16 protein-coding genes are annotated in these 18747 nt (G+C 40.6%); 3 read left to right on the top strand and 13 right to left on the bottom strand.

What is annotated here, in order from left to right:
* Positions 1 to 5: 5 nt before the first annotated feature.
* Positions 6 to 1322, bottom strand: coding sequence for a M23 family metallopeptidase (locus tag PH235_RS12960; RefSeq protein ID WP_086943876.1), 1317 nt, complete (start codon positions 1320 to 1322; stop codon positions 6 to 8).
* 260 nt (positions 1323 to 1582) lie between these two features.
* Here PH235_RS12960 and PH235_RS12965 point away from each other — a divergent pair, with 260 nt between their 5' ends.
* Together PH235_RS12965 and PH235_RS12970 are read left to right on the top strand one after the other, a co-directional pair.
* Positions 1583 to 1792, top strand: a complete 210-nt coding sequence (locus PH235_RS12965; RefSeq protein WP_069286380.1) for an adhesion protein — start codon at positions 1583 to 1585, stop codon at positions 1790 to 1792.
* A 13-nt stretch (positions 1793 to 1805) separates the two neighbouring features.
* Complete coding sequence (locus tag PH235_RS12970) at positions 1806 to 2444, top strand: TIGR01906 family membrane protein (RefSeq protein WP_256957853.1); 639 nt, start codon at positions 1806 to 1808, stop codon at positions 2442 to 2444.
* 174 nt (positions 2445 to 2618) lie between these two features.
* On the opposite strand, the gene PH235_RS12975 is transcribed toward PH235_RS12970, so the two are convergent.
* The 7 genes from PH235_RS12975 to msrA all read right to left on the bottom strand — a co-directional run bounded on the left by PH235_RS12975 (position 2619) and on the right by msrA (position 11089).
* A complete protein-coding gene (locus PH235_RS12975) occupies positions 2619 to 4685 on the bottom strand; it encodes a heavy metal translocating P-type ATPase (protein WP_272162775.1) in 2067 nt (688 codons plus the stop codon).
* Positions 4686 to 4876: 191 nt separating this feature from the next.
* Positions 4877 to 5080, bottom strand: a complete 204-nt coding sequence (locus PH235_RS12980) for a heavy-metal-associated domain-containing protein (protein ID WP_068561777.1) — start codon at positions 5078 to 5080, stop codon at positions 4877 to 4879.
* Between the two features lie 352 nt (positions 5081 to 5432).
* The gene (locus PH235_RS12985) at positions 5433 to 7892 is read right to left on the bottom strand and encodes a heavy metal translocating P-type ATPase (protein ID WP_272162727.1); all 2460 of its coding nucleotides are present in this window, start codon (positions 7890 to 7892) and stop codon (positions 5433 to 5435) included.
* Positions 7893 to 7907: 15 nt separating this feature from the next.
* Positions 7908 to 8363 (bottom strand): CopY/TcrY family copper transport repressor, encoded by a 456-nt coding sequence (locus PH235_RS12990; protein WP_272162728.1) that lies wholly within the window; start codon positions 8361 to 8363, stop codon positions 7908 to 7910.
* Between the two features lie 196 nt (positions 8364 to 8559).
* Positions 8560 to 9405 carry an FTR1 family iron permease gene (locus PH235_RS12995; RefSeq protein ID WP_272162729.1) on the bottom strand — a complete coding sequence of 282 codons (846 nt, stop codon included), beginning with the start codon at positions 9403 to 9405 and terminating at the stop codon, positions 8560 to 8562.
* Positions 9406 to 9735: 330 nt separating this feature from the next.
* Positions 9736 to 10557 carry a MetQ/NlpA family ABC transporter substrate-binding protein gene (locus PH235_RS13000; RefSeq protein ID WP_272162730.1) on the bottom strand — a complete coding sequence of 274 codons (822 nt, stop codon included), beginning with the start codon at positions 10555 to 10557 and terminating at the stop codon, positions 9736 to 9738.
* Complete coding sequence (gene msrA, locus PH235_RS13005) at positions 10541 to 11089, bottom strand: peptide-methionine (S)-S-oxide reductase MsrA (RefSeq protein WP_272162731.1); 549 nt, start codon at positions 11087 to 11089, stop codon at positions 10541 to 10543. The genes PH235_RS13000 and msrA overlap by 17 nt, the downstream gene beginning before the upstream one ends.
* 258 nt (positions 11090 to 11347) lie before the next feature.
* On the opposite strand from msrA, the gene PH235_RS13010 reads away from it, so the two are divergent.
* A complete protein-coding gene (locus PH235_RS13010; protein ID WP_272162732.1) occupies positions 11348 to 12214 on the top strand; it encodes a DMT family transporter in 867 nt (288 codons plus the stop codon).
* A 209-nt stretch (positions 12215 to 12423) separates the two neighbouring features.
* Here the strand turns inward: PH235_RS13010 and gtfA are convergent, their stop codons facing one another.
* From gtfA to PH235_RS13035, 5 genes are read right to left on the bottom strand one after another with little or no spacing between them, the layout of a single operon-like run.
* Positions 12424 to 13869, bottom strand: coding sequence for a sucrose phosphorylase (gtfA, locus tag PH235_RS13015; protein ID WP_272162733.1), 1446 nt, complete (start codon positions 13867 to 13869; stop codon positions 12424 to 12426).
* On the bottom strand, positions 13866 to 15560 hold the full coding sequence (locus PH235_RS13020; protein ID WP_272162734.1) for a glycoside hydrolase family 13 protein: 1695 nt from the start codon (positions 15558 to 15560) through the stop codon (positions 13866 to 13868). Before PH235_RS13020 ends, gtfA begins: the two co-directional genes overlap by 4 nt.
* An 18-nt stretch (positions 15561 to 15578) precedes the next feature.
* Positions 15579 to 16412, bottom strand: a complete 834-nt coding sequence (locus tag PH235_RS13025; RefSeq protein WP_272162735.1) for a carbohydrate ABC transporter permease — start codon at positions 16410 to 16412, stop codon at positions 15579 to 15581.
* Complete coding sequence (locus PH235_RS13030) at positions 16412 to 17296, bottom strand: carbohydrate ABC transporter permease (protein WP_272162736.1); 885 nt, start codon at positions 17294 to 17296, stop codon at positions 16412 to 16414. The genes PH235_RS13025 and PH235_RS13030 overlap by 1 nt, the downstream gene beginning before the upstream one ends.
* A 35-nt stretch (positions 17297 to 17331) precedes the next feature.
* Positions 17332 to 18636 (bottom strand): ABC transporter substrate-binding protein, encoded by a 1305-nt coding sequence (locus PH235_RS13035; RefSeq protein WP_272162737.1) that lies wholly within the window; start codon positions 18634 to 18636, stop codon positions 17332 to 17334.
* Positions 18637 to 18747: the final 111 nt, after the last annotated feature.

The following is an 18747-nucleotide window of genomic DNA, read 5'->3' on the forward strand; positions in this document are numbered from 1 at the left end:
TGCTTTTACAATCCCAAGTAAGGTTCTGGGTCAACCTGAACCCCATTCTCATAAACCTCGAAATGCAGGTGGACACCTGTTGAATCCCCCGTTGTTCCCATTATCCCTAATTGTTGTCCTTGGGATACTTTTTGTCCGGGAGCAACCCGAAGGCTGCCCGCTTCCATGTGAGCGTATAAAGTTTGGAGTCCGTTTCCATGGTCGATTTTCACGTAGTAGCCCCATGAATTATGGTACCCGGCTACTAGAACGGTTCCCCCCTGGGCTGCGACAATCGGTCCCGATCCGGCAAAATCCATGCCCGCATGCAATTTCCACTCCCCTGTAAGAGGATGGATTCTGTATCCAAAAGGATCTGTTACAATCCCATTACTCGGACGAATGAAACCAGACGCGGTAACGCTCTTCGCTTCAGGCAGGGTTTCCCCCGCAGAGGCATACTCCACTACCTTGCTTTCTTCGAAGAAGCTTTCAGGAACAATCTCACCCGCCATTGCAACCGCGACCTCTTGTGCAGCCTGTTGTCGTACTACTTCTTCATCAGCGATCCGGCGTTGCTCCTCCTTCAGTTGATCGGAGAGGGTGCTCACCGTTCCGGCAAGATTCTGTTGCTCCTGATCAATCGCTTCTTTTTGTTCCACCGTAAGATCATACTCTTGGGCTAGCTGCTCGATTTGATTCTCCAGCCCTGCTTTCTGTGTCACCAAATTGGTTTTGGCTACTTGGATTTCCGCACTCAGTATTTCTAGGTTTTCCTGCTCGTCCTCAGCTGCCTGCTTTTTCTCCACCAGATCCATTTTGTCATTTTTCTGCTGGACGAGTATTTCCTTGTTGATGTTCATAATGTAAGTTACTAAGCCTATGTTCCCTATCATTTCCGCAAGGTTCTCCGAGTTGATAACTGCTTCCAGGAGAGTACGTGGATTTGTATCTGTTTGGACGGCTCTGGCTTGCACTTTAAGTTTTTCCCCTCTTAGTTCAATCCGTTCTTCCAGCGTTTCTGCTTCTTTACCCAATTCCTTTATTTTTTCCTCAGAAATCTGCAATTTCCCCTGCTGTTCAACTAATTGTAGGGTGAGCTTGTCGATTTCCTTTTGCAGGGTGATTGTTCCAACCCCAAGTTGCTCTTTCTTTGCCTCCAATGTGTCCAATAGCTCTTGTTGCCCTGAAGAATTCTCATCCAATTCTTGGATTCTGCTTTCCAATTCCGTTTTTTGTTGATTGAGCTCTTCCAGCGTATCAGCTTTCACATCCAAAGGTACCACCAGTAAACTTAAAAGCGTGGGAATTCCTAAAATCCTGAACATCTGCTTTCTATTCATGTATCCTCCTTAAATGTCGGCAAAATTTGCCCCTTTCTTTTGCTTATTTTACTGTACCAAGGAATTATGTAGGTTTTATGGAGTTGTTAATCTCCATAAAACCTACATAGTTTTACTCTATTCTTGTCTTAGAAAGTTATTCTGAATCTTATTTGCTTCACTAATGGAATTGGGTTCTTCGTAATTTTTTAATCTATCGTCCATTTCTTTACTAACGTGTTAGTTGTAGCATTGACGAAAAAATAAAAGGAGAGTTGAACATGGAATCGATTATATTTGTGGTACTGATGGTGGTTGGACACATGCTCATGATGTTTCTCATGCCTGGTATGCATGGCGGTCATAACCATAAAGGACATGGTCACGCGGATCCCGAATCGGAAGACAAGAAAAAGTTGGAAATTGAAAACAAACGGTTAAAAGAGGAATTGAACGTAGTAAAATCAAAAATAAATCAAAATGAATTGTGAGGGCAATTCCACATTGAAGCAGAAAATCATTCAAATTTCAGGGTTTATTTTCATTACCTTTTTCATCTTATCCCTTTCGGTGGCAGCAACCATCAACTTTACCTTCCTCTACTCGTTTGATATTGGTTACTTGAATATATCGGAATATGTAGGCATGCCGAAAGAGCAAATCTTAATGAACTATCGTATTCTGCTAGATTACCTGAATACCCCATGGATAGCGAAACTGGATATGCCGGATTTCCCTAGCTCAGTTAGCGGGTTATTCCACTTCACTGAAGTGAAGAAGTTGTTTATGCTGGACTACCTGATTCTGATTACTTCAGGGATAGGCTCCTTCTGGTTTATGCAGTATCTAAACAGAGAAGGGCAATACTGGCGACTTCTTCGATACTTCCAGTGGGGAATCTTGCTTCCGCTGGGTGTTGTTTTGGCTCTATTGATCAACTTTGATGTGCTGTTTGTGCTATTCCATCAGGTATTCTTTAACAATGATGCTTGGCTATTTAATCCCGCAACTGATCCCATCATCTTAGCGCTGCCGGCGGAGTTCTTTATGCACAGTTTCCTCTTGGCCTTTGGATTAATCGAAGTCTTCCTAATCCTGGGGTACTTCACTACTAAATATCGAATCTCTGCCCCAAGCCGTTGATTAAAAAGGTTATGGTTCATAAGAAAAACAGGGCTCTCCATCGAAAGCATGGGAGTCCTGTTTTTATCGAAAATTTATCGATCTATGATTTTCCTTATACAGCATACTGGCTGGTCTGACCCGATTCTGGAAGGGGGTCAAACCAGCCAGTGCTTTTTTCGTTCCTGCTTCATTTTATTTAGGGTCTAATTTCAAAAGCATGGCATTGATCGCAACAATAACGGTCGATAAGGACATGAGGACGGCGCCGAAGGCCGGACCCAAGGTAATGCCGATAGGAGCAAGGAGGCCAGCAGCAATTGGAATCGCGATAAAATTGTAGCCTGCTCCCCATACCAAGTTTTGTTTCATTTTACGTGTCGTCTTGTTTGCTAACTCGATAAAGGATTCAATATCCCCTGGATCAGACTGAGTAAGGATAATATCCGCAGAATCCAAAGCTACTTGCGTTCCAGCTCCGATTGCAATACCTACGTCTGCCAAGGCAAGGGAAGGTGCGTCATTGACCCCGTCTCCCACCATGATAACCGTCTTGTTTTGGTTTTTCATGGACTCGACCAGCTTGTACTTATCTTCCGGAGATTGATTGGCTTGGTATTGAATACCTAGAACTTCTGCAACTCCTTGTGCAGCTTCCTCGTTATCACCAGTAGCCATGAGTGGTTCAATTCCGTATTTTTTCAGCACCTCGATCAAGTTTCTGCTGGTTTCTTTCAGTTCATCTCCCAATGCGACAGCGCCGATTGCTTCATTATTTTCTACAAGGATACTTAAAGTAGCGCCTTTCGGAATATCCATACGCAATGCTTTTCCGTATGCCTTTTGGCTGATTAATTGATAGTGGTGGCCGTTCGCCTCCCCTTCTATTCCTGCTCCCGAAACGATTTCAATGGAGTCAAAGGAAACTGACTTAATGCCTTTCGCTTCAGCGTGGTTCACAATCGATTGGGCAATCGGGTGACTGGAGCCCGCCTCTATACCCGCCAACAAGCCTGTAATTTCTTCTTCAGAATATTTATCACTCAAAACAGTGACGTCCAACACTTTAAATTCACCAGTTGTTAAAGTACCTGTTTTATCCAATACCATAACATCCGCTTTAGTAGTTAATTCCAAAGCTTCTCTATTTTTAACCAGTAATCCTCGGCTTGCACCCAAACTAGTACTACGTGATACTACCAAGGGAATAGCAAGACCCAAAGCGTGTGGGCAGGCAATAACTAACGTAGTCACAGTAAAGATAACGGCTGTAGGCAGATCCGCAATGATCGTCCAGATTAGTAGGGCGATTAAAGCTACTACAACCGCAATGTAGAACAACCAGCCAGCTACTTTGTGAGCCACATTCTCTGCTCGAGAAGGTTGGCTTTGTGCTTGGCTAATTAATGATTGTACTTGTGAGATAAAGGACTTATCCCCTGTTTCTGTTACTTCTACATATAGGACACCACTACCATTTGTTGATCCACCAATGACTTGATCTTTAACATTCTTTTCGATTGGCTTAGATTCACCTGTTAAGAGGGCCTCGTTTACACGGGATTCTCCGCGAATAATGATACCATCAGCTGGAACATTTTCTCCTGCTTGAACACGGATAACATCTCCAACCTGAAGTTCAGACACAGGACGAGTCTCAATCGAATCGTCTTCTAAAACAACATGGGCGTCTTTTGGCACTAATTCTGCTAGAGCTTTTTGCGCGTCCCCTGCTTCACCCAATGCCTTCATTTCAATCCAGTGTCCTAATAACATGATTAAAAGTAACGTTGCAAACTCAAAGAAGAAGTCCATAACATGTTCTCCGGTCACATATCGAGCGGCCACTGCGTAAACACTATAGGCATAAGAAACCGTTATTCCCAAAGTAATCAAGGACATCATGCCTGGAACTTTTGAATTAAACTCATCTTTCGCACCCATGTAGAATGGTTTTCCGCCATAAATGTATAGAATTGTTGCCAATACAGCTGCTACAACGTCTGCATAAGGAAAGATAATTTGGAAAGGCAACTGAATATCCATCAAAGGAGTAATGAGTAAGATTGCAATTCCTAATGGGAGTGACTTCAAGAAAATCTCCTTAAAGCTACCGTGATGGTGGTGGGCATGCCCTCCCATTGCGCCATGATCCATTTCACTGTGATCCATCGCACTATGATCCATCTTGCTGTGATCCATCTGACTATGATCCATCTTGCTGTGATCCATCTTGCTGTGATCCATCTGACTATGGTCCATCTTGCTGTGGTCCGTTGGTTTATTCGAACCGTTCTGTTGCTTGTTGTTCATAAACTTATCCTCCTCTTACCTCGATTAAAGAATGAGCCTCAGCTGTTCTCCCTGTTTCTTCATGAAGGATAAAAACTGAGGCTCCCCGAATAGAATCTGAATACAAAAAATTACCTAACTTACAAAATTTTTAAACTACCTTACTCCACTACTGAATACTTTGTGTCCTCTAAAACTGCGACAAATGTTGCTTTATCAATAACAGATCGTGTATTTATAGTAGCTTTTTTGCCTTTCAAATCAACAGACACTGATTCTACTCCCTTTATGGATTCGAATTTTTCTTTTACTCCCTTGGCGCAACCTTCACATTTCATGCCTTCTACGAATACTTCTTGTTTCATAAATTTTTCCTCATTTCTTTTTTTTATTATTAAATTTCTCTTTATCCTTTTTTGAAAGAAATGTTTCAACCGTCAGTCAACTATTAATGAAAACTAAAATGGGGTTGTGTGCAACAGTCGCAATTCTCCGCTTCATTGATCTCCCTTAAAAGATAGGGAATATCGGATAATGCTCCCAGAAACTCATCTTGCTTCGTTTTATTACCTTGAACGAGTGCAATTTTCTTGCTTTCATCAATAGACACGCTCTCCACTGCAGGGAATTTTTTTGTCTTTTCCGCTATTATGTTTAAGCATTTGAAACAAGATAAACTTATAGTTAACTCCATCCTCATTCTACCATCCTCAGTTTTTATTTCATAACAGAAGGTTGAAATCCCTTTAAACGTAATGCATTCAACAAAACAGAAATGGAACTGAAACTCATTGCTGCTGCTGCAATAACCGGGCTGAGCAGAGGACCTCCAAATGCATAAACAACACCCATCGCAAAGGGGATACCAAATATGTTGTACGCGAATGCCCAAAACAAGTTTTCTTTAATGTTTCGGATGGTGGATTTACTCAATTCAACAGCAGTAGGTACGTCCATGAGATCACTCCGCATTAAGACGACATCTGCTGATTCTATGGCTACATCCGTACCCGAACCGATTGCAATCCCTACATCTGCCTGGGCAAGAGCTGGAGCGTCATTGATTCCGTCGCCAACCATCCCTACCTTTTTGCCTTCATCCTGCAACTTCTTCACTTCATTAGCTTTATCTTCTGGTAAGACTTCGCTCAACACCCGATCGATGCCCACTTGCTTGGCGATGGCCTCAGCGGTCCGTTTGTTGTCTCCGGTGATCATGGCTACTTCGATTCCCATCTTATGCAGCTTCTTGATGGCACGTAAGCTGCTCTCTTTTACAGTATCCGCTACCGCAATGATTCCAGCGATTTTACCATCCTTTGCAATGTACATAGGAGTCTTCCCTTGGCTTGCTAACGCATCGGAGGCAGAGGCCAAGTTTCCCAGGACAATGTGCCTTTCGTCCATCAGCTTCTTGTTTCCAAGCAAGAGGTGTTGCCCATTGATTGTCACTTCAATCCCATGTCCTGGAATAGCATTAAACATTTCTGTTTTCAAGAATGCTAGACCCTTCTCTTCTGCGCTATTCACGATTGCCTCACCAAGTGGGTGTTCCGAGCCTTTTTCGGCGGAAGCAGAAAGAGTCAGTAATTCCGTTTCGGAAATCCCTTCAGCGGTGATAATATCCGTTACTTTTGGCTTCCCTTCTGTTATCGTACCCGTTTTGTCGAACACAATGGTGTTCAGCTTATGGGTCGTCTCCAACGCGGTCCCGCTCTTGAATAACACACCATGCTCGGCACCTTTTCCTGTACCGATCATAATCGCTGTAGGAGTAGCCAGACCAAGTGCGCATGGGCAGGCAATCACCAGTACCGAAATGGCTATAGTCAAGGCGAATACACCTGTTTGACCAGCTAAGTACCACGCTATCGCGGAAAGAATTGCAATCGCAATGACAATCGGAACAAAATACCCGGAAATGATATCAGCCATCTTGGCAATAGGGGCTTTGGACCCTTGGGCATCTTCCACCAACTTGATAATTTGGGACAGCGCAGTGTCTTTCCCCACTTTTGTCGCCTGGTACCGAATCGTCCCATTTTTGTTGATACTCGCACCGATAATGGCGTCTCCCACAGATTTTTCCACGGGGATACTTTCACCTGTGAGCATGGATTCATCTACCGACGTCAATCCTTCGGTAACCACGCCATCAACAGGCATTTTCCCCCCTGGCCTCACAACGATAATGTCGCCAACCACCACTTCATCAATGGAAAGCTCTGTCTCTTTTCCGTTTCGTACCACGAGGGCGGTTTTAGGTGCCAATCCCATAAGTTTTTTAATGGCTTCAGATGTTTTGCCTTTTGTTAAGGTCTCGAGATATTTCCCTAGGACGATTAAAGCTAAGATAACGGCTGCCGTTTCATAGTACAGTTCATTGGCATAAGCTACATCTCCAAGGAAAATCATCCCTGTTGCAAACACGCCATAAAGGAAAGCTGCACTAGTCCCTAGAGAAATCAGCGAATCCATATTAGGGTGCCCTTTAGACAATGCCTTGAACCCATTGCGATATATTTTACTGTTGACCGCAACCACAGGGAGTGTCAGAACGAGTTGAACAATAGCAAAGGCTTCCGGATTCATCATTGGGTTAATGAAATCAGGAAGGGGCGCATTCACCAAATGCCCCATTGCGATATAGAACAACGGAGCTGTAAATAGCGCGGAAATTAGAAACCTGTTCCAGAGACTCTTGATTTCTTTCTGTTTCTTTTCTTTATCCTGGTCTACCGTATCAGCAGTTGCTACTTCTTCATGTGCCTCATAACCTGAATCCATAACCGCCTTTATGATATCGGTAAGGTTCACCATACCCGGATCATACTCCACTACCAGTTTCTCCGTGGCCAGATTTACGGAGGAAAGATTTACTCCTCGTAGTTTCTGGGTTGCCTTTTCAATCGTCTGGGCGCATGAAGCACATGTCATACCCTCAATATTGAATGTTTTTTTAACCGTATTTGAAATGGCTGTATACCCTGCGTCTGCCACTGCTTTTTGAATGTCCGCTTCTGTCAATGCTGAACTGTCAAACTGGATATTCATTTTTTCGGTTGCGAGATTGACGTTCGCAGTCTTTACTCCTGATAATTTCTGAGCAGCCTTCTCTACAGTTTGTGCACAGGATGCACAGGTCATGCCATCTATACTGAATACTTTATTCTCCATTTTTACTTATCCTCCCTATTTTCCATGTTGGTGTAGGTTGCACTGACATTGCTTGGGTAGACATCGGCAGCTAACCTCTTCCACAGCGGAAGTTTTTTTCTTTTCCAAAATCTCTTCCAAGTAGCGGATATCATTAAAGCTCAATACGTTGTCCTTGATCATTTCCCCAATCACATGTCCTATATCTTTATTGCAAATACGGCTGAAAATGTCGCCTGTATAGTTTCGGACAGTAACTTCCTCTGCAACACGTGCCGTGTAGATAAACTTTTTCCCATCTTGCTCAGTGGATAACGCGCCCTTTTCAACCAAACGACCCAACAGAGTTTTGATGGTGGTTGCCTTCCAGTCCATCTTATCTTCCAGGATCGAAATAACTTCCTTACTCGTGACATGATGGTTTGCCCAAACAACACGCATGACTTCCCATTCGGCATCAGTTATATGGGGAGTTAACGTTCCTTTCTTCATTTTTACCCCTTCTTCCCTATCGTTCGTCTACAAACGTAAACGTTTCTATATTTACAATTTACACTTGTAGACGATATTTGTCAATTCTTTTTACCTTCAATCATCAAAAAATAGACCAAGACTGCAATCATTGTGCGATTTCAGTCTTGGCCTATTTTAATTGATCATATCTTTATAAGTTACAATCGAATTTATGTTATTGCACGAACGAATTTAATTTGCTCGCTTCTTTGTTTATTTCCCTATGCCAAATGTAGAAGAGCGAACCCGTGTAGAGGTATTGCATAATGAATTGAAGTATTTCTGGTTTGGAATACCATCCGAACACGACATACATAGGCAACCCAAGCAATCCTTCTTTATGGTAGAAAATAGTCTCAGATAGATCAAAAGCTTTTATGAACAGTGGACTCTCACTGGCTAATAGGTTCATTGAGCCAAGCGCGGATAGGCCTTCATGGATACCGTAGCCAAGCAAAAAGCCGGCTTGCAGGATAAGATAGGCCAAGGTGATGTTGAATAGAATCCTTAAATTGACTTTCACCAGCGAATGATTGATCAGGACTGCCAACACTAAAGCAGCTGCAATCCCCGCAAACAGGGCTGCGATGCCATACTGTCCGGCAAAAGTGAAGATTGCTACCTCTACGCCCTCACGCGCCACCATGATGAAAGCAACGCTAGCAATCCCGAAGGCAGACAGATTTTGGCTGACACTACTTTCCACAGTCGAGACCATGTTTCGGCCGTGCTTGATCATCCAGTAAATGAACGTAGTCACTAATGCCAACGCAACGAAACTTGCTCCGCTCTCCCATAATTTTGCTACTTCATCCATTCTGTCGATTGCTTTGGACAGGATGTAAAGAATGCCTCCGATGCCCAGAGAAGCAACAATACCACTGATTGTCCCGTAGTAAACATATTTCCGCAAAGATTCATTTTTGCTTTTCCTCAGGTATTGAAGAATGATGCTGACGATCAGGAATGCTTCCAGGCCTTCCCTAAAACCCATGATAAACGCGGGTAGAAATGTATCCATATTAATTCTCCTTTAAATGTATTAGTCCAGACCGTATTATTTCTCGATGCAATTGAGAATGATTCTCACTTACATCATTATGGATGCATCTGTTCAACTTGTCAATGAGAAAATTCTAATTTTAAAAGATATCGTTCTATCCGAGTCGTTGTCAGAAAAAATCAAAGAAGATGACCCCGATTGCTTATCGAGATCATCTTCTTTGGGCTGCATAATACATGCCTTTTGTTGCGTAATTTTCTAAACCACTACTTAATCAAGGTAAAATGTCAGCCCAGGTTTGCACCCTTGCTTTTGCCGTGACCAGCTAGATTTGGAGCTGTGTTGTGTTTATTCCCAAACGGGTATGGACGATTTATTGGTAACTTCATCTATGATTTTTTCGACTTCAGGAGTTTGATAATAATCGACGATGATTTGGAAATCAGGGTCTTCCGTTTCATCTTCTCGAGAAGCGATCACATTGTAATAAGGTTTGGATGAGTCAGCCACGGGTTCAAGGAAAATAGCATCCTCAGTAGGCACCAAGCCTGCATCGGCAGCCATGTCATTATTGACTACGGATGCGTCAACATCCGTCATAGCGCGAGCAGTTTGATTGGCAGCCAGGACAGTAAATTTAAGGTTTTTCGGATTTGAAGTGATGTCGTTTACAGTAGGCAATAAGCCCTTCTCTGCATCCAATTCAATCAGGCCGGCAGCCTGCAACAACAGCAATGCTCTGGATTCGTTCGAAACATCATCCGGTATCGCGATTTCCCCTCCATCCGGTATTTCGTCTACAGATTCATATTTTTCGGAAAAAAGACCCATCGGATTCAGTGTCGTATACGCGATAGTCGTATTACTGTATCCAGCATCTTCATTCACTTGCTCCATATAAATTTCAGTCAAAGCCGCGTGCAGATCAATTTCGCCCTCTTCCAAAGCTTGAATCGGTTTAACATACTCCGTGAATTTTACCAGTTCGATTCTTACAGGCTCGTTATTTTCTTCGAGTTGTTCTTGAACATGTTCCCACACCTCATTACGTTCCCCGACAACACCAATTTTTACAGTCCGGATATCTTCTTGAGCCGCTTCTTGTCCGCAAGCCGCGAGAAACAATATAGCAGCTCCCATAGTAAACAAACTCTTAACTATTTTTTTCATGTTTTTCCACATCTCCCCATACTTCGTTTAAGCGATTCTGTCTGTCTTCCTCCAAGGGTATCATTCGCTCATGGTTTCCCTCTTTTTTATAAAAATCCTGATGATACTCTTCTGCAGGATAAAAGATGCCTGCAGGCGAAATTTGCGTGACGATCGGTGCAGCAATTGACAGCTTGCCTTTCAGATCCTCTTTGGAACGTTCCGCAATTTCTTTCTGTGTTTCTGAATGATAAAAGATTTCCGGACGGTACGATGATCCGCGGTCCATGAACTGTCCCATGGCATCTGTCGGATCCGTTTGTTGCCAATAAATATCCAATAACTCCCCATAGGAAATTATACTGTTATCAAAAGTGATCTGGATCGCTTCCGTGTGTCCGGTTTCTCCTACCTTCACTTCCTCATACGTCGGATTTTCTTTGAAACCACCGGTATAGCCTGAAACAACGGATTCGATTCCAGGTCTTTCATCAAACGGTTCAAGCATACACCAGAAACAACCTCCGGCAAGTGTTGCAATTTCTTTGGACATAGTCTTATTCTCCCCCAAAATGGCGCCTCGCCAATTCATAACATTTTTTCATTATATAACAGGAAGTTACTTTTAGATAGTGAAACAAAAACGATCAATAATGATCGCTTTTTCCGAACACGTCAGCATGCCCATTCTGAAAATCATTGACTTTTCCTATAATTGAATTATCCTATCAATATAACAAAATATGGGGATTATGAGAATCGATGCGTTTTCACCGGGAGTGCATTGATGATTCAGGATAGCGAGGGAATAATGCAAAATACAAAAAATCAGGCTCAAATATATGCTTTTGTTACAGTGCTTCTATGGGCATCGGCATTTGTTCTCACAAAAATCGCGCTGACTTACTATACGGCAGAAGCGATAGGCGCACTTCGTTATGTGATTGCTTCTCTATTATTTCTTGCAATCGGAATTTTTTACAAAATTGGATTTCCGGAAAAAAAGGATATCCCTAAATTCCTGCTGGCCGGCGCTTTAGGTTTTGCGCTGTACATGATCACCTTCAACCAAGCATCCAAATCGCTGACGGCAGCAACGGGCAGTGTTGTCATCGCCTCAGCGCCCATCCTGACGGCTCTGTTTGCCCGGATCATTTTCAAGGAAAAGATCAAGCTCTTGGGGTGGATCGCTATCATCATCGAATTTTTCGGGATTCTGATTTTGACATTATGGAACGGCATCCTTTCGGTGAACGCAGGCATTTTCTGGATGTTTGGCGCAGCCGTCTGCATCAGCGGCTATAATCTTCTTCAACGTTCTTTATTAAAAAAATATTCTCCTTTGCAGTCAACAGCTTATAGCGTTTTGGCTGGAACCGTATTTCTGCTGGGGTATTTACCGGATGCGGCAGTACAATTTGGCAAAGCCCCTCTTCAGCAGTTGTTGGTCATGAGTTTTCTGGGCGTATTCCCAAGTGCGCTTGCGTACATGTTGTGGGCAAAAGCGCTGATGATTGCTCAAAAAAAAAGCGATGTAACGAATTATATGTTTGTTACCCCGTTGTTGGCTGCTTTGATGGGCTTCCTCATAATGGGAGAGATCCCTGCATTATCGACATGGGTAGGTGGCCTGATGATATTTGCAGGATTGTTGTTGTTCAAAAAATCCAATACGTGATTGCGTGCTATCCACGAGAGTTTAGAGAGCAGTGTCAAGCCTCCTCTACTATCTTCTGTTCACAGTTCACCTCTTCAAGTATGGCGGACAATTGTCTTCCAGAAATAAACTAAGAGCCACTCCTGAATCATATGGAGTGGCTCTTAGTTTACCTTGCAGTGGTTATTGTCGGTTGTGATATTTGAAGTGGTAATTCAGCTTGGCATATATCATTGAGAAAGTACTTGGTTACCATTCTCGTAAATAGAGAACTCTTTTGTTTTTAAATTAGCTGTCAAAACTGCTGCAACGGTTGTATCTTGATTCTTTCTATGAATAATAATTTCCGATTCTGAAGGAGTCTGGATTTCAATACTTCCTTCTAAATCAAATGCCTCAGAGGTGTTTCTAAAAGCCAGCAAACGGAATAGATTGTTAACGACAGGGCGTTGAACCTGTTCGTCTATTTCATTCAATGTGTAATAATGCCTATTGATATTCCGGCCTTCTTTGGTTTGTTCCAATAACTCAATATCATTTTTCCCTGCCAATAATCCTACGTAATAAATTTGCGGGATTCCTGGAGCAAAACATTGGATTGCTCTGGCCATCAAATAACTTTGGTCATTATCTCCTAGAGCACTATAATAGGTACTATTGATTTGATAGATGTCTAAGTTGTTGTAGTTCGCACTAGAGTAGACTTTTTTTACGTTAGCTCCAACTTTATATAACTCCTCAGATGTGTAGTTTAGCTCTTCATCAGTCAGTAAATCACGTGCATCCACAACTCCAATTCCGTCGTGGGTATCTAGTGTTGTGAATTGCTTCATAGGACTTATTTTTAGCCAGTTTGCAAGGCGTTCTGATTTTCCGCTGTATAAGGAATATAACGTCACCATTGGCAGAGCAAAATCATACACATAATAGTCATGAGCTGCTATCTTCATTTGAATGGCATAATGTTCATGAATCTCAGGAAGTAACTCGATTTCGTATTTCGCAGCTTCAGCCCGGACTTCATCTAGTAGCTCCCAAATTTCTGGTTCTATGAAGAAGTCATTGGTGTCCAGTTTTTTGATTGCATAAGCAAAGGCATCTAAACGAATCAGTGAGCAGCCATGGCTAGCCATATCCTTAATGGTGTCGCGAATAAATTGTTTAACCACTTCTTTCGTAACATCCAAGTCAATCTGCTCTTCACCAAACGTATTCCATACTTGTTCAGATGATCCATCCGAAAACTCAACCGTCTGAAATGGGGCTTTGTCTTTCCGTTTATATATCAAATCAATATCTGCTTGAGTGGGTCTTCCTTCCGGGAAAAATTCATGAATGCGAATAAACATATCCTTATATTTTGATTGGTTATGATGCTTCTTGAAATCTTGGAAAAAAATTGACTCCCTGGAAATATGATTAATCATAAAATCAAACATCAAATAATAGTTTTCGCCTAGCTTTTCAATCTCGTCCCATCCTCCAAAAGAAGGATCAACTACTGTGTAATCACTTGGAGCAAACCCACGATCTCCAGTAGATGGAAAAAAAGGAAGTAGATGGATCCCGCCAATGACACCTTTAAGATATTTATCTAGAACAATAGCTAACTCTTCAAGATTATTTCCTAGACTATCTGAATAGGTGATTAACATTGCTTCGTTTTTTATCTTCATTTTAATCCTCCTTCATAATTCGCTAAAACGATACTCTCATATGGTCTAAGGTAATGAATTTCTTCCGTTATTATATTCGGTTGAGTATAGTTTCCGATTACAAATTTATTATAGTCGGGGTCAATTGATACTCCTTGCTTTTCGTCGGTAAAATTTATTGCGACTAATATCCGTTTATGGTCTAAAATCCGCTCATAAATGATTACGTTTGTGTTCGCTTCTTTCACAGGAACAAAGCGCCCATAAACAATCACATCTTTGTAAATACTGTCTTTTCTCAACTCAATTAATTGTTTATAGTAATTCAAAAGTGATAGAGGATTGTTTTTTTCCTTATCAGCGTTAATTTCTGTGTAATTTGGATTTACTTTTAGCCAAGTTTTTTCAGCAAGTGAAAAACCGGCATTCTTTGAATCATCCCACTGCATAGGTGTTCTCGAGTTATCTCTGCTGCGGCGATTTACTGCAGAAAAAGCTTCTTCATGTGTGAAACCGGCTAATATGGCTCGGTGATATTGATCATGTGTAGCGATGTCATCATAATCTTCAAGAGTTTCCATTTTAATATTGGTCATTCCTAATTCTTGACCTTGGTAGATAAAGGGTGTTCCTCGCAACATCATGAATAAGGTCGCCAACATTTTTTTGCTTGTATCATTGATGTCTTTTTCCGGTATATATTTATTAATTGATCGCGGTTGATCATGATTCTCTAAATATAGGGCGCCCCACCCATTATCCTGTGTAACAAGTTGATTGATAAAAATATTTTCTCTCATTTGGTCCCAGGTCCAATTACTGGATTTGAACCATTCACCGGTCTCTGGAACATCGATGTCTGTATAGCTGAAGTCAAAAACCATGGAAAAGAATCCCTCAGGTCCAATATATTCCTTGAGTCGTTCATTTGGAACAGCTGCTTCAGCGACCGTTACACTATTATGTAGTTTGAAAGTTCTTTCATTCAGCTCTTTCAGCCATGTCTCAATGCCAGGTTGGTTTAAAATCCAATGCCCTATAAAAGTTAATCCATCTTCACCATCAGGGGTAAACTGGTCCATCTCAATTCTCTTTTTGATATTCAAAATGGCATCGATCCGGAAGCCGCCTAGCCCTTTTTCCAACCAGTAATTTATCATGTTATAGATTTCTTCACGAACTTCTTGATTCTCCCAGTTCAAATCCGGTTGTTTTTTTGTAAAGGCATGAAGGTAATACATGTTTTCTTCTCCAGGTACCGGTTCCCAAGCTGAATCTCCGAAATATGAACGCCAATTGTTTGGTGCTTGACCTTCAACACCCTCCCTGAATATATAGTAATCTCTATATTTACTTGAAGGGTCCTTAAGAGCCTTTTCGAACCAATCGTGTTCATCTGAAGTATGATTCACAACCAAATCCATTAAAACTTTAATGCCTAATGCTTGTGCTTTTTCTAATAATTCTTCAAAATCAGCATTATCACCAAACATCTCATCAATCGTATAGTAATCAGAAATATCATATCCGCCGTCATCCATCGGAGATTTATAGATTGGACAAATCCAAATAATATTAATTCCTAGCTCTTTTAAATAATCCAACTTATTGATGATCCCGCGAATATCACCCATACCATCATTATCGCTATCCATAAAACTCTTGGGATAGATCTGGTAAACTACGGATTCTTTCCACCATTCTTTTTTCATAAAATCCCCAATCTTTATTTATTTAATTGCACCATCAACCACACCAGCAATAATCTTTTTTTGCATAATGAAGTAAAAAACAAGTACTGGAATCAATACCAACACTAAAGCAGCCATTGCAACACTATAATTAGCAGTGTATTTACCAAAGAAGTAAAAAGTCGATAAGGGTAATGTCCGTACATTATCATTTACTAATACTAAAGATGGTAATAAAAAATCATTCCATATCCACAGAACATCAAGAATTGCTATCGTAGCTGTTGTAGGCTTCAACATTGGTAAAACAACCTTAAAAAACACTTGAAAATGATTTGCACCGTCAACTATAGCGGCCTCTTCCAATTCAACAGGAATACTTTTTATGAATCCATGAAACATGAAAGTTGCCATGCTTATACCGAACCCTAAATAAAAATAAATCAGCATTCCACGGCTATTTAAAAGCCCAAGGTTTCCGAATACTGTAACAAAAGGGATCATCACTGATTGAAAAGGGATAATCATTGATGCGACAAGTGTCATAAAAATCAGCTTACCTATTTTTGAATCATACCGTACCAGATAATATGCTAACATTGATGAAAATAAGATAATCACACTGACGGATAATACTGTTACAATAAGCGAGTTGATAACCGCACTCCCGTAGTTCATTGTATTGAACGCTTCTATGAAGTTACCAAAATCAAACTTTTCTGGTAAGGAGAGAGGATTGGCAACTACCTCTAATCGGCCCTTAAAAGAGTTAATTAAAATTAATATAAATGGAAAAATATAGAGGATAAACATTAAAATACATAATGTAAATATAATAATTTTATTAAGATTTTTTTCTAATTTCATCCCCATTAAGCTTCAACCTCTTTTCTCTTCATAATAGCAACCTGCGTTAATGCGATTGCTGCCACAATAACAAATAAAATGATTGCTTTGGCTTGTCCGGTACCATAGTTTTGATATAAGAATGCATCATTGTAAACATGCATTGAAATCAATTCTGTCGATCTATATGGCCCACCCTTTGTTAAAGATAAGTTAGTATCGTACACCATGAATCCTCTTTGTAAAGTTAAAAAAATGCTTATTGTGAAAGACGGTACCATCATAGGCAGTTTTATTTTTGAAAGGATTTGCCAATTGTTTGCACCATCTAAAGAAGCAGCTTCAATTAACGACTTTGGTATACCAGTTAATCCAGCTATATACAGTAGCATCATATAGCCCGAATTTTGCCAAACCCCTACGATAACCAGTGCCCAAAGCGCCATTTTAGGATCAGATAACCACGAACCCTCAAAAATTGGAATTCCAAAACTTTCGCCTGCAAAAACTAAAATTCTCGAGAAGACAAACTGCCAGATAAAGCCTAAAATAACTCCACCAATTAAGTTTGGTGTAAAAAACCCCATTCTGAAAAAATTTTGACCTTTAAATCCGCTTGTAACCATTAACGCTAGAATAAACGCAATCAGATTAGTTAAAATTAGTGACCAAAATGTGTACTTAAAGGTAAGAATGATTGAATCCCAAAATCCTGGATCTTTAAAAGCATCAACATAATTTTTTAACCCTACAAATTCTGTAGAAATATTTGTCCCTGTAGACTCAGTAACAGTCATATATAATCCTAATAAAAATGGGATTATAACTACTGAAAGAAATACAAAAACAGGTACTGCAGCGAAAATTCCAAAAATTCTCAATTTTTCACTCATTTTTTTTTGAGTATACATTCATAACCCCCCTAATTATGTTGAGAGACAAGCGCTTATTCAGCGCTTGTCTTCCAATAGTCTTCTATTTCTTTTGCTAACTCGGTACGATCAATGTCATCAGCTAAATATTTTTGTAAGGATGCTCCCATTGAAGGAAATGCAGTTGGTGGATAGTGTGCGTTCATCCATTCCAATGAACGATCTTCTTTCAAGTATTGCAAAATTTGTTTCGATAGATCGTTTGTAGGCTCAACTTTTGCGTTGTCATTAATTGGAATGAATCCCATTTTATTCACATAGTGATCTTGACCAACTTCATCCTCATATAACCAGGTTAGAAAATCTTTTGCACCTGCTTGTTGTTCCTCAGTTGCTTGGGTTGCGTCAATTCCCCATGTTTGCGGGACCCCAATTGATATTTGAGTATTGCCATATGCATTCAACTCATTTGATAATGGAACCGGTAAAATTCCAATGTTAGCATCTGGATTAGCTTCTTTTAATTGCGGATAGGCCCAATTTCCCATAAACCATAATCCGACATCGCCATTTGCTAATGCGAGCGTAGCAGAATCATAATCTGCGGAAAGTGGAGATTTTTCAGCAGAATTATAGGTTTTCATCATATCAAATGTATCAACCCAATTTTGAAACACTTGATTTTCTGAAAGGCCAACAACACCGCTTTGCATATCTGCCATAAATTTAGCACGTTCGCCTTGTTCCTCGGATTGGTTAGTAAAAAAGAGATTTGTGTAATGAGCACCTAAAGACCAATCTAAAGGAGAGACTTCAATCGCACTTTTTTCATCTAGTTGGTCAATTTTTCCCATCAAAATTTCCAGATCTTCTCTGCTTTTCACACTATCCGGATCAAAATTACCACCAACTGCTTCATCCAAAACATCCTTATTATAAAGAAATCCAAAAGCTTCAATAGTTGCAGGAATTCCAATTACTTTACCGTCCACAGTGCCGGCATCTAAGTATTTCTGATCAATATGCTGTACTAAATCCATATCTGATAAATCCAAAAATTTGTCTTTCCACTGAGCTAATTCGGTGTAAACCCCAGTATTCATTAACACAGGCGCATTTTTTGAAGCATACAGAGAAGTAAGCTTCTCCGTTGCATTTTGACCTGCAAGAGGAATAATTTTCACTTCATATTCTTCTTGGGAAGTATTATATTTATCAATTGTCTCATCTAATTGCTTGGCAATTTCTTCTTTACCTATCAACATACTGACCTCAGTACGACTATTTTCTGTCGAGTTTGAGCTACTATTGCCGCACCCAACTAACAATGTACTTGCTAATAGTGCAACTGCACCAAAACTAATTACTTTTTTTTTCATAGTTATTCTCCTTTGATTAGCATATTAAAAATATGAAACGGGTAAAAACAACTCAAAGTATGCGCTTACTTGATGTTTAGAGTATATGTCAATCGATTTCATATGTCAATC

This window comes from Trichococcus sp. K1Tr (genome assembly GCF_028309625.1).
GTDB lineage: Bacteria > Bacillota > Bacilli > Lactobacillales > Aerococcaceae > Trichococcus.